The sequence below is a fragment of the Streptomyces altiplanensis genome (assembly GCF_053591575.1).
Genome location: NZ_JBSFUB010000002.1, coordinates 179,188 through 191,508, shown reverse-complemented (window position 1 = coordinate 191,508; position 12,321 = coordinate 179,188). Strand labels below are relative to the sequence as shown.

At 67.3% G+C, this 12,321-nt stretch carries 10 protein-coding genes; 3 read left to right on the top strand and 7 right to left on the bottom strand.

Annotated elements, in window-relative coordinates; genetic code table 11:
* Positions 1-198: 198 nt before the first annotated feature.
* Positions 199-585 carry a hypothetical protein gene (locus ACWD0Y_RS01740; protein ID WP_450258482.1) on the bottom strand — a complete coding sequence of 129 codons (387 nt, stop codon included), beginning with the start codon at positions 583-585 and terminating at the stop codon, positions 199-201.
* Positions 586-867: 282 nt separating this feature from the next.
* On the opposite strand from ACWD0Y_RS01740, the gene ACWD0Y_RS01735 reads away from it, so the two are divergent.
* Entirely contained in the window at positions 868-1,746 is an 879-nt protein-coding gene (locus ACWD0Y_RS01735) for an alpha/beta fold hydrolase (RefSeq protein ID WP_450258481.1), read from the top strand.
* Positions 1,747-1,828: 82 nt separating this feature from the next.
* Here the strand turns inward: ACWD0Y_RS01735 and ACWD0Y_RS01730 are convergent, their stop codons facing one another.
* A complete protein-coding gene (locus tag ACWD0Y_RS01730; RefSeq protein WP_450258480.1) occupies positions 1,829-2,290 on the bottom strand; it encodes a cupin domain-containing protein in 462 nt (153 codons plus the stop codon).
* 199 nt (positions 2,291-2,489) lie between these two features.
* Here ACWD0Y_RS01730 and ACWD0Y_RS01725 point away from each other — a divergent pair, with 199 nt between their 5' ends.
* On the top strand, positions 2,490-3,416 hold the full coding sequence (locus ACWD0Y_RS01725) for a LysR family transcriptional regulator (RefSeq protein ID WP_450258479.1): 927 nt from the start codon (positions 2,490-2,492) through the stop codon (positions 3,414-3,416).
* 27 nt (positions 3,417-3,443) lie between these two features.
* On the opposite strand, the gene ACWD0Y_RS01720 is transcribed toward ACWD0Y_RS01725, so the two are convergent.
* Entirely contained in the window at positions 3,444-3,644 is a 201-nt protein-coding gene (locus ACWD0Y_RS01720; protein ID WP_450258478.1) for a DUF397 domain-containing protein, read from the bottom strand.
* Positions 3,644-4,489, bottom strand: coding sequence for a helix-turn-helix domain-containing protein (locus tag ACWD0Y_RS01715; protein WP_450258495.1), 846 nt, complete (start codon positions 4,487-4,489; stop codon positions 3,644-3,646). The genes ACWD0Y_RS01720 and ACWD0Y_RS01715 overlap by 1 nt, the downstream gene beginning before the upstream one ends.
* 186 nt (positions 4,490-4,675) lie before the next feature.
* Here ACWD0Y_RS01715 and ACWD0Y_RS01710 point away from each other — a divergent pair, with 186 nt between their 5' ends.
* On the top strand, positions 4,676-5,350 hold the full coding sequence (locus ACWD0Y_RS01710; RefSeq protein ID WP_450258477.1) for an ATP-binding protein: 675 nt from the start codon (positions 4,676-4,678) through the stop codon (positions 5,348-5,350).
* A gap of 11 nt (positions 5,351-5,361) precedes the next feature.
* On the opposite strand, the gene drmB is transcribed toward ACWD0Y_RS01710, so the two are convergent.
* From drmB to ACWD0Y_RS01695, 3 genes are read right to left on the bottom strand one after another with little or no spacing between them, the layout of a single operon-like run.
* Entirely contained in the window at positions 5,362-7,200 is a 1,839-nt protein-coding gene (drmB, locus tag ACWD0Y_RS01705) for a DrmB family protein (protein ID WP_450258476.1), read from the bottom strand.
* The gene (locus tag ACWD0Y_RS01700) at positions 7,197-10,421 is read right to left on the bottom strand and encodes a helicase-related protein (protein WP_450258475.1); all 3,225 of its coding nucleotides are present in this window, start codon (positions 10,419-10,421) and stop codon (positions 7,197-7,199) included. Before ACWD0Y_RS01700 ends, drmB begins: the two co-directional genes overlap by 4 nt.
* Entirely contained in the window at positions 10,418-12,319 is a 1,902-nt protein-coding gene (locus ACWD0Y_RS01695) for a UvrD-helicase domain-containing protein (protein WP_450258494.1), read from the bottom strand. Before ACWD0Y_RS01695 ends, ACWD0Y_RS01700 begins: the two co-directional genes overlap by 4 nt.
* Positions 12,320-12,321: the final 2 nt, after the last annotated feature.

Genomic DNA, 12,321 nt, shown 5'->3' with positions numbered 1-12,321 from the left:
GATGACCGTCCTTGCGCGATGGTGAGGACGGAGTCGCTGATGCCGTGGATTCCGAAGTAGGCGGTGGGCTGGGTGCCGCCCGCCGGCCGCCCGCCGCCCGCCGCCCGCTGTCCGGGCAGGCGCTCACGGGAGCGGCCCCGCGCCCGCGGACAAGCCGCGGGGGCGGGGCCGTTCTGGTGGTACGGCAGCGCGGAGCTGTCAGCTGTGGGAGGAGACGCAGTAGGTGTCGTACTTGCCGTGGTGCTTGTAGTCCCCGTCGTGGCCGTTGTCGTGGCCGTTGTCGTGGCCGTTGTGGTGGCCGTTGTACTTGCTCTTGCTGTGCTCCTTGAAGCCCATGAGGCGGGCGTGGGTGACTCCGTTCTCGCCACCGATGTTGCAGTACTCGGCGTAGCCACCCTCCTTGCCCTTGGCGTGGTGGCGGCCCTTGTCGCCGTGGTCGTCGGAGTGGTGGCGGCCGTTGTACTCGTCGGAGTAGTGGCGTCCCTCGGGGCCGTTCTCGCCGTCGCAGGCGAGCGCCGTGCCGGCGCTGCCCAGCAGGACAGAGGCGGCGAAGGCGGAGGCGGCGAGCGCGGTGCGGATACGCATGGAGGTCCCTTTCGTGATGTACGTACGGACTATGAGGATCTCCCCATCTCGCACCGAAGAAGGCGCGTTGAGCACCTAATCCACCCGAATAGCCCGATACATACCCCAGGAGGACGAACCGCAAGCATCGACGGCGGTACGCGACGGCAGGAACGCCGGTCCTGACGGGCCGTCCGAAACCCCGCTGCTGTGCCCCGTGCTGCGTCACGCCCTCTCTCCCCTCCCCACCCCGGCGGTTTATGACCGAGGGTCGGGCGCGAGACCTTCGGTACCTTGTTTCCCATGCGGATACGAACCGTGGTGAGCCCGGCGGCCGACGCGGGACACGGCGTACGGGACGGCGTGCGCGGCGACGTACACCTGACCTGCCGCGACCACGAGGGCCGGGGCCGCGGCCGTCCACCGGTACTCCTCCTCCACGGCCTGGCCGGCCACGCGGCGGAATGGGACGCGCTGGCGGAACTCCTCGCCCCGACGCACCACGTGATCGCGTACGACGCCCGGGGCCACGGCACGAGCACCCGCCGCCCGCCCTCGGTCTCCAGGGCGTCGTACGTACGCGACGTGCTCGCGGTGATCGACGGCCTGTCCCTGGGCCCGGTGTCCCTGGTCGGCCAGTCCATGGGCGGCCACACGGCGATGCTGACGGCGGCGGCGCACCCCGACAGGGTCGCGTCCCTGACCCTGATCGAGGCAGGCCCGAAGGGCCCGGACCCCGGCCTCCCCGCGACCATCGCCGACTGGCTGGCCTCCTGGCCGGTCCCTTTCCCGTCCCGTTCCGCCGCGGCCGAGTTCTTCGGTGGCGGTGCGGCGGGCAGGGCGTGGGCGGCGGGCCTGGAGGAACGCCCCGACGGCTGGCACCCGCGCGTGGACCGTGACGTCATGGTGGCCACGGTGGCGGAGAACGCGGAACGCGACTTCTGGGCGGAGTGGGACGGAATCCGCTGTCCCACGCTGGTCGTCCGGGGCGCGCAGGGCTGGATGCCGCGGGCGGAGGCCGAGGAAATGCGAGCCCGCCGCCCGCTGTCCACCCGCACCGAGGTCATCCCGGACGCGGCCCACGACGTACACCTGGACAACCCCCGGGCCCTCCACGCGACCCTGACCGCGTTCCTGACCCGCTCCACCACCACCCGGGCGCCCGGACCGGACCACGCCTAGCCTCTCCCGCAGAGCCGGACGGCCACTCACAGCGGCGGCCTGGCGGCCCGGCGGTCCGGCGGTCCGTCAGCCTGGCAGCCCGTCAGCCGACCCGTACGGACCGCCAGGCCGAGGCATCGAGGAAATGCACGTCGTAGCGGTCCTGCTCGGGCAGGAGGCTGTCGAAAGAGTCCAGGCCATGCTGAATACGGCCCAAGGCGCGGAAGTAACCGAAGCGGTCGACGCCTGGTGTCAGGACCGCGAGCAGATCAGCGGTCGAGCCGGGAGCGGCACCGAAAGCGTGGGGCACCCCGGGCGGGACGACGACCAGCCCGCCCTGCCCCACGGTCGTCATCTCGCCGTTCAGGAAGAACTCCATCGTGCCGTCGAGCACGTAGAACAGCTCTGAGGACAGCGCGTGGTAGTGCGGCCTCGCACCGTCGGCCCCCATGCCCAGGGCGAGCCGGTTGGCACCCAGCGCGCCCCCGGTCCCGCCGGCGTCGGCCAGCAACCGGAAGCCCCCGCCATGCGGCAACGGCACGTACTCGGCCTCCTCCGCCCGCACGACCAGTGCGTCCCCTGTGCCCTCCGTACCACCTACGTCACCCACGTCACCCATGCCACTGCCACCGTCCCGATTCGTCTTCTCGGCCCTTCCCCCGGTTTTCCGGAGGCCGGGTTCCATTCCATCCGGGGAAGAAGCAGCGGACCAGAAGCGGTTGTCGCCTGCGGTAATCACCGATCGTGATGAATCGGAGGAGCGCATGGAACTGCGGCAACTGCAGTACTTCGTGGCCGTCGCCGAGGAGGGCGGCTTCGGCCGCGCCGCCGAGCGCCTCAGCATCGTCCAGTCGGCGGTGAGCCAGCAGATCCGCCGACTCGAACGCGAGCTGGGGGTCACCCTGTTCGTACGCTCCACTCGCCACGTGCGACTGTCGGGCGCGGGCGAACGACTGCTCCCCGAAGCGCAAGCCGTACTGGCGGCCGCGCACCGCACCCGCCAAGTGGCCGCCGACATGGTGTCAGGCGAGGGCGGAGCCCTGCGGCTGGGCAACGTCCAGGGCCCCGGCGACCGGATCTACCGCCTGCTGAACGAACTCGCAACCGCAGCCTCGCAGCTCCAGGTCCGACTGCGGCGCCTGCCCCTCCCCGACCGCCTGGCGGCGGTACGTTCCGGTGAACTGGACGCCGCGCTTGTACGGGCCCTACCCGCGGCCCCGGGCCTGGAACTCCTGCCGATGTGGCGCGATCCGCTGTACGTAGCCCTGCCCAACGACCACCCACTGGCGTCCGAGCCGGCCCTGCGCCTGGGCCAACTGGCCGAGCTGCCCCTGAGGCTCGCCCCACGGCAGAACAATCCGCCCTTCCACGACCTGATCACCGACGCCTTCCGCGCAGCGGGGACCGAACCGCTCCTGGGTCCGCCGTTCACCGACTTCCAGGAGACGCTCACCGCGATCGGGGCAGGCACCCCCTCCTGGACGGTCTTCTACGAGGTGGCCGGACTGCCGCAGTTCCCGCGGGTAGCCCTGCGCCCGCTGGCCGGGCCTGCCCTCATCACGTCACTGGCCGCACCACCGGGACCGCCCGGCCCCCCGCTGCGCCACCTGCTTCAGGCCCTCGCCTCGACCTCGGCTGACGAGGCTGCCCCACCCAACGCCGTTACGCGGAACGCCGCTACGCGGACATAGCCCAAGACACGTCCGCCCCGCTCGACGCTAGCCCGCGTCCAACTCCCCGCGCCGCACAGCACGAACGAACCCCGCCCACGCGCCGTGCCGCACGGCGATACGCGCCCCGTCGGGCACCTTCGAATCGCGCACCGCGGTGTATTCGGCGAGGGAGGCTGTCTCCACACACTCGGTTCCGCTTCCCCCGCTGTACGAGGACTTGATCCAGCGGATGCCTTCGTGATCCATCAAAGCTCCTCGGAAGCACGGCTCAGGAGTGCGGCGGAGGCGGTAATGTCCAGCGCCTGAGCCTGTAGGTATTCGAACGCCAACTTATAGCGTTGCAGTTCCTCGGGCTTCTCCATGAAGAGCCCGCCACCGATGATGTCCACGTACACCACGTCGAGTTCAGGTTCTTGACCGCCGAGAATCACGAAGCTGCCGACCGCCGCAGCGTGCGCACCACTGGCGAAGGGCAGTACCTGGACGGTGATGTGAGGCCGCTTGGTCAGCTCCAGGATGTGCCGAAGCTGTTCACGCATGACTTCGGGCCCACCGACCATGCGGTGCATGACCGCCTCGTCGACCACGGCCCAGATGTGCGGTGGGTCCGCCCGGTCCAGAAGTTCCTGACGCTTCATGCGGATGTCGACCATGTGCGCGATCTCTTGCTCGGTACAACGCATCTCGGAAGCGCGATGCACAGCCTCGGCGTATGCGCGCGTCTGGAGCAGGCCCGGTACGTACATGCACGAGTAATGGTCTTCACGGATGACCTCGTCCTCAAGGGTCAGCATGAGGTTCATCGACTCGGGGATCGGATCGGCGAGCGAGCGCCACCACCCACGAGTCTTGGCTTCCTTGGCCAACGTGACGAGAGTCTGACGCTCCTGCTCCGAGGTCCCGTACTCACGGCAAAGGGCATCCACCGCAGGCCACTTGACCGATCCGCCTTTGGTCTCGTACCGGCTCAGTGTGGCTTTTGAGATGCCGACGAGTGCTCCGGCCTCCTCGAGTGAGAGTCCCTTGCGCTCACGCAGTCGGCGCAAGTCCGCGCCGAGTTGGCGCCTGCGGGTAGTCGGTCCAACTGGCACGGTCATGGCCCTTCGTGTCGATCTCCCTGAGCGTGCACGGCCCGGAGCGGTACAGGCAAGACAGCGCACGCCTGGGGCGCGCGCAGGCGCAGCGTGCTCCCGCAGCTCATAAATGAGAGTTCCATATTGAGAGTTTCACTGTCACTCTGTGTGTGAGGCTCGCTGCACCACGCAATCGTCACACTCATGAAAGTGAGGGCTGTCGGCATGGATGAATGTCAGTGCGAGGTTCCGAGGAAGGCGTGGGACCTACCCTTCCTTGCGGAGGCTGAAGAGGTCGCCGGCCTGCGACGTGTGATGGCTCTGCACCTCAAGCTCTGGGGGCTTCCCGAACTGACGGACGCCGCCCAGCTCTGCGTGACCGAGCTGGTCACCAACGTCCTCACGCATGTCGGCCCGGGTACGCCGACGACGCTCGCCGTCTCCATGGCCGGCACGCGCCTCCGCATCGAAGTCCGCGACCCGGACGCGCGCGCACTGCCCACGTTGCTCGCCGCTACGGATGGCGATGAGTCGGGCAGGGGCATGGCCATCGTTGATGCGATCACGGATCGCTGGGGCGTCATCCTGCGAGCCGATTCGAAGGTGACGTGGTGTGAGCTGCCCACGGACCTCACTACATCGACGGGTCACACAGGCGGCTGCCGTGTGATGAGAGCCGAGGCGCTCCTGGTCCTCTGCTGCGGGGCAACGCATCCCGCAGGTGCCTCAAGAGGTTCGCTGGGAGTGGCAGTGGCGGAGGAGGCGACGATCGACTTGGTTGTCGACCTCCTCCACTGGCTACGAGCCCACGGCTGCGACCCGGACGAGGCCCTCGACCGGGCCCAAATGCACTTCGAGGCCGAACTGGAAGAAGCCTGACAGTAATGCCGTCACAGGCTCAAAACTGCGCTGAAGAAGCCTATGGACGGATCCTCGGGCGTTCCGATCAGCAGTGCCCGGTCCAGCAGGCCGTTGTTCTGTTCACAACTCGTCTCGGGCAGCAGGACGCATGCGTGGCAGGCCGCGAGGTTGATGCTGCCCGCACCACTCGCCTCGGACTCGATGCAGAGCGGATCCGCCGAGCACCACTCCGCGCGGTGCAACGCGGAACGCAGAGCCTTGGCCAGACGTGCGGGGTCGCCTTGGGCGACGACCCCGCCGAGGCTGCCCGCCGAGTCGCTTGTCGCGGTGTATATGAGCAGGCCGGCCATGGTGTCGTCGGCGTACAGACGCTCCCGCAGGGACGCGGCCGGATATCCGCCGTCAAGACTCCACTCGTTTATGAGCACATGTGCCAGGGTGTGCAGCAACACCATGCGCGGAGTGGCCGGCGACTCGGGCACTGCCTTGGGATCGGTGGCACGTTCCCGGAGCTGGCGCAGGTGGTTCCTGTGTATCCGATCCGCCCTGGCGGCGACTGCGGCGCTCCGGGCCCAGGCATCGATCCTTGCCTCGTCGAGCCTGAGGAAGACGCCCTCGCCCTGAACTTCCATAGCGGGGAGCCAGTCGAGGTGGGTGAGTGACAGCTGAGCTTCGTGGACATCCGCGTTGGTGTCCGGGGTGTCCACTCGGGAGAAGGCCTTGAGCGCACGGACCTCGCGCAACCGCTTGACCAGCATGGGACGTGTCAGGCCGTACGGGAGCAGATCACTGGCGTCGGACGTCGGTGGCTCGCAGACGAACTGCTCTTCGCGGTTCTGGTCGCGTTCGAGGTTGCCGACGCTGAGGCGTTCGTACTCCTGCTTGCGCAGTGCGAGATAGGCGCTGTCCTTGATCTGCTCCTCGTCGGCCCCGGCATCCTCCTGGTTTTCGGCCTCCAACAGGGCCATGACCGTGTCGATGGAGATCTCGGCACCGCTGTCCCTGACAGTCAGAAGCTTCAGGTAGATCTCGATTTCGGGCCGGCTGAGACTGCGGAGAGTGTCCCAGTGCTCTGTGAGTCGGGCCGCCGTACCGTCGCTGTAAGGCGGAATGGAGAGAGCCGACTTGACGATCGGTTGCCATGCCACGGATGAACCGCGCTGGAGGGTTCGTGGCGCTTCGGAGCAGGACTGCACAGGTGCGTCCTTCAGCCAAGGACGCTTGCCGTCGCAGCGCACCTTGAGATTCGGCAGGGCGCTTCTCCGGAAGGCGCCCTCCATGGAGACCTCGGGGATGCCGCAGGTGCAGGAGATCAGGATGGAGCGCAGAGAGGCTGTCTTTCCGCTGGTGCGCAGTCGCATCTCGCCGCCACAGCGCCCGGACTCGCCGTCCTGCCGGTTGTTGCGGTGTGCCCACTTCCAGTACGGGAAGTCGTCGATGTGCCCCTTGGCGCAGGCCATCACAAAGCGGGAGGGGACAAGCTCCTCCTGGCAGTCGCCACATTCGTTCTTTCCCGGCGGAGAGTTGAAGCCGCGGACGTGCTGCAGGGCGTTGCAGTTCGGACACGAGTGCCACAGAGGGAAACGACGGACCCGGACGCCGTCCTTGCTCGTGTCGTCGGATGCGGGGGGAAGCCGGAAGGACTTCACCCCGAGGACGTGAGCCAACCGGTGCTCGTAGATCGTCGGGGCCTCGCTGATGTTCCACGAGTCTGTTCCGGACACTATGAACGACTCGCTGTCCACAGCGATCAATGAGCCGACACCGTAGGTCGTGATCATCTGCGACCGACGCACCGCACCGCGTCGTGGGAAGCTGCGCTCGGGGGCTCCGCCGCTGCGGCGCCGCCGGGGTGGGGGAGGGGTCATCGGGATGCCTCCATGAAGAGAGCGGACTCGGCGTCGACGTCGCGCAGGCTCCAAAGAGTCGCCCAGGCGTCGGTGTTCGACTCGTCGTCGAAGGGGCTGAGCAGGGCTGGGGTCTTGGTGCCCCGCTTGGGTTCGTAGAAGAGACCGCCGTGTGCCTCGGCCTCGCCCGACCACCAGTCGACGAATTCGTCGAAGGCGTCAGAGGTTGCCTTGTACTCGTCCTTGTCGATCTCGGCGACTCGACTGAGCAGTACGGGCTTGATGATCTGGTGGATTTCGTCGCGGAACTCGTCGATCCGTCCGGCCCCGTGGTTCGGGCGGGCGGCGGGGATCAGAATGCGGGCGAGCGCTACGACGACGGCGTGCAGACCACGGTCTCGCGAGCGTGCGGAGAAGGGGGTGACACTTGTCGACTCGACCTCCCGGTAGAGGGCCGAGTGGAAATGGAGGAAATTCTCGTAATGCGAACGGTCCCTGGAACGGGAAGAGTTGAGCATGACCGCGACGAGACCCGGGTGGCTTCGCCCGACTCGACTGGTTGCCTGGATGTACTCGGCGGTGGTCTGGGGCTGGCCCATGACGGCCATGAGCCCCAGTCGGTCCACGTCCACCCCCACGGAGATCATGTTCGTGGCGAGCAGGACATCCACTGTCTCCTCGTGGGGCAGCTTCCGTTCGATCTGCTTGAGACGGGTCGGGATTTCGCTGGAGTTGGCCCGACTGGTCAGCTCGGTCTGGTGCAGGATTTCCCGCTTCGGGACGCCGTCCCGTTCGGCCAGATACTCCAAGTACGCCTCGACGTCGTCGTGGACCTGGAGTTCGGCTGCGGCGAGCAGCCGCAGGCTGTTGAAGTATCCGACGAGGGTCCAGTAGGCGTCGCGCACCTCCTGCGACGTGTCGGAGCGCATCGCCTGGTGAAGCAGGGTCGCGTACGTACGGATGAGCAGCGTCGACTGACTCGTGCTCGGCGTGAGCAGGCCGATGTACTGGCGACTCGCCTTTTCCTCGCGGGGGGTCTCCACGGCGAACCACGAGTCACGGGAGTCGAGTCCTGCGGGCGGGAACTGGGAGACCTCCCGGTCGAACAGCGCCTTTCCCTGGTCCGAGGCTCGTCGGATCGTCGCGGTCGAGGCGATCACCTTGGGTCGGTCTGCCAGGACATCCACCGCTGTCTCGTACAGACCGGTGAGAGTGCCGAGCGGGCCGGAGATGAGGTGGAGCTCGTCCTGCACGATGAGTTCGGGCGGCGGGGTGCCGTCCGAGCGGTCCCGATTGAAGAGCGCGGCGGTCTGCTCGCGCCACGGCATGGAGGCGAACTTGTCGACCGTGGCGATCACCAGGGTGGGCCGGGCGTCGTAGACGGATTCGTCGACCAGATGGACGGGCAGCCCACCGTGGAAGTCACAGGACGCGTCGGGGCAACGGACGTGCATGCGCAGGGCTTCCGCGTCCACCTCGTACTGATGGGCGTCAAGGTGGGTGCCGCACCACGGGCACGCATGCAGCTGGACCGGGTTCTTCTCTTGGAGAGACTTCTCCTTACGCAGCTCGTAGAGGCTCTCTTGGGCGACCTTCAGCGTGTTCGGAGTCGCCGATTGGCCTACCCACATGCCAATGGAGATCGGCTCTGTGCCCAGCTTCTGCTCGTCGGCCAGGCGCATCCTTTCCATGGCGCAGATCAGGATGGCGGCTCGCTCGAACTGCTGCAGCGTGAGCAGCCGCAGGGTGTAGCGCATGAGGACGGTCACGCCGGCGCCCTGTGCCTTGTGCCGCATGCGGCGCAGGAAGGTGGTGAAGGCGATCAGACCGAGGTACGCCTCGGTCTTGCCGCCGCCGGTCGGGAACCAGAGCAGGTCGGCGACATTGCGATCCTTGTGGTCGGGGTCGACGATTCCTTCGAGGCAGAGCAGCATGAAGGAGATCTGGAACGGCCTCCAACGGCCACCACCCAGGTCGAGGGGTTTCGTACGCCCGTCCTTCACCCATGAACTCCGCGCCCGCTGCTGAGCCATGGCCTCATTGGCGAGCTGGAACGCTTCCATGGCTTCCGACCGGCTCTGCAGCACGTGGATACCGCGGCGCATGCGTTCCAGAGCCGTGCCGCACAGTTTGATCTGTTCCAGGGCCGGGGACTCGAATGTGGTGCCGGTGAGTGCCGCAGCCTCGGTCTGCTTGCGGCCTATCCATTCCTCGTATCCGGTGACCAGTCCGTTGAGCGCTGCGAGCACCTCCGCCGGTGTCCGAGTGGCCAGGCCGTGCATGGTGAGAGCCGAGTCGTCGATCTCCGGATTGGAGTCGGTCAACAGCACCTCGTGAGCGGGAACGAATTCGGTCCTGACCTCGGAGACAGCGGCACGCGCCGTGTTCGGTGCGCCGATCGGGGGCGGAAACCAGTCCCAGTCCGCCGCGCAGCCGTGTCCCACCGCGAAGGTCGGAGCATGCCGATGGAGCAGCCTGCCGGCCGCCTGTTCGGCATCGACAGCACCCAGAGTGGCGGGCCGCTCCACGAATGCGCGCGCGCCGGCAGGCGTCGTCACGGTAAGGCGAGGCTGGTACAGGCAGAAGGCGTCCTGCAACTCGCGTTCGCTGATCCGCTTGTCGTTGATGAGTGTGATGGTGACGGTGACGGTCCCACTCGGCCCGGAGGGCCGGCGGACGAGGGCTCGGAGCTCCACGCCGTCGGCGAGGATCTCCGACGGCTGCATCCCCGGCCGAGTCACGTCGATCGTGACCGGCGGGAACGTCAGCGGGCGGCGGCGCCAGTGTTCGGACTGTTCGGAGGTACTCCGGATTTCGGCACGTTTGGCTGCGACGGGTCGCCCGGCGGCATCCACGGGTTCGTAGACGGCGGCCTCTGTGCTGACGACGACTCTCGACGAGACCGCAGGGTCGACGGCGAACGTGAGCCCCATGGACGATGGCCGACGGTCGTTGGCCAGTGAGACTCCCAAATCGGGCGCCGTGTCGTCGATATCCCTCCGTTTCAGTACGGGCGCGTCGTCCAGGCCGTCGTTCTCCGCGTTCTCTGCGGCGAGTTCCTCCTCCGCCGATGTGCTCGCTGCTCTGGGGAACAGCACGCCGATCGGATAGGTCGTGATCGGAGGGTCCTGTTTCAGAATCTCGTCCACGGAACCGGGGCCGAGCAGGTCTCGCCGGAGCTGTGCGACGAGCCCCTCGCGCACCGCGTAGTGAGCGGCGTGCCTGTTGTCGCCGTTCCTCATGAGTTGCGACCCTCCTGCGGGTACTTGCCCCGCCTGTATCGACCAAGCCCGGACATACGGGGGACGACCCAAATTCCGTGGTCGCCGAGTCCTGCGCGAGCGCCGGAAGCCTTGCTTCCTGCGACGCTCTCGAGCGTGTCCACCCTGAACCCCCTTATTTCCAACGGCCAGCTGATGTTCCAGCTCTTGCTGATTTTCAAGGATGTGTGGAGGGCCTGCCGGAAGCTCTCCGATACGACACCCACGGGCCGGTCGTCGTGGAAGACGGTGTACGGAGGACTCTGGTCGGCGGCCATCGGCATCTCGTGCTGGAGCCGAAGGGTCAGTTCGTCCCCGGAGCGGACGGACGAGATCAGATAGTTCTGGACGGACGACGCCTCCTGCTCGAACCCGTCCGTTCCCGGCGGGTGCTCGCGGGAGATGTCCTGACCGGTCGCCTCGATGCCGTCTCGGATGTACGACTCCCAACCACCCACATACCAGCGGTTGATAGCGCGATCCCGGCGAATCTGCGCCGTCTGGGGGGCGGGGATACGGAACAGGTCGTCCCGGGGACGGGTCATCGCGACGTACAGGGCCCGGGCTTCGGCCGCCGCGTCCACGTGCGTGTGCTGCTTGCGGAGCTCGGCCATGGTCGGTGGCTCGACGACGATCACCCGGTCGAATTCGAGCCCCTTGGCACGGTGCACTGTGGACACCACCAACGGTGCCGGTTCCGAGGCCGTCAAGTCGTCCGGGAATCGCCCGTCCGCGACGAGCCGTCGTACAGCGGCCACGTCCAGCAGTCCGCGCGGCGCGTGTGCGGCGCCGCGCAGGGAGCGCCAGAGTCGGGCCGGATCAGCGGACGGGGGCCGATCGGCTTCGGAGAGGATGTCCCGAAAACGGTCCTCGTTCAGAGTGGCCGATCCCGTACGACGCAACAGCTCGGCAACCCAGGAGGGAACCGGATGGTCCTGGAGGGACCGCTGCATGCGGTGGTGGACACCCTGGTGGAACAGCGACTCGGACAGGACCAATGCCTGCCGGTTGTCCCGACAGAGAATGGCGCAGGTCCCCGGAAAATCTCGGAGGGAGCCAAGCGTGAACTGATCGTCGAGATTCCCGAACGCGAGGCAGCCGAGGAGGCGCTCCCTCAGCTCCCGGTGGGCCGTCTCACCGACGGTGTCCGACTCGACCGTGTCGGAAGACAACCGCTGGAGCGTGGGCCCCAGGGACAGTGCGGTGCGGGCCTCTTCCGTATTGGCTCGGAAGTTGGCCGGCAGGTGCAGTTCGACCAGGTCGTCGGCGTAGGAGTTGCGCAGCCAGTCGAAAAAGTAGTTGGTTTCCGCCGCCCTGGCGTCGGGGTCGGACACCTGGAAGCCGAAAATCGCTTGGGCGCCGTCACCGACGACCGTGAACCCACAACCGTCCTGGAAGTGGTCCAACAGTGTCTCGACCATGTCTCTGCGATCGCCGACAAGATCCTGGACCTCGTCGATCACCACGTGGGCGGGGGCGCCGATCTCACTGCTTTCGACGGCCCCCCGAACGATGGCCTCGGTCGCTTCACGGATGCGCTCTTCGAAGGAGTAACGGCTCCACTCCTCGTCCGGATAGGCACTGGTCAGGAGCGTGTACGCCCAGGAGTCGAAGGTCTGGGCGCGAACTCGCCGGGCCTCCTTGGCGTGCAGGGCGATCCGCTCACGCAGCTCACGGACTGCTGCCCGGGAGAAGCTGAGGACGAGGATCTCGCCCGCTTCCAGGGCCTCTTCGTCGTCGCCCATGAGCACGTCGAGCCTGCGGACCAGCGTGTGAGTCTTGCCGGCTCCGGCACCGGCGGTCACCAGGACTCGGGCGTCCCAGGGCTGGTCCACGACGGCCTGTTGCTCCGGGGTGAGAGCGGGGCTGTCGGTGTACATGC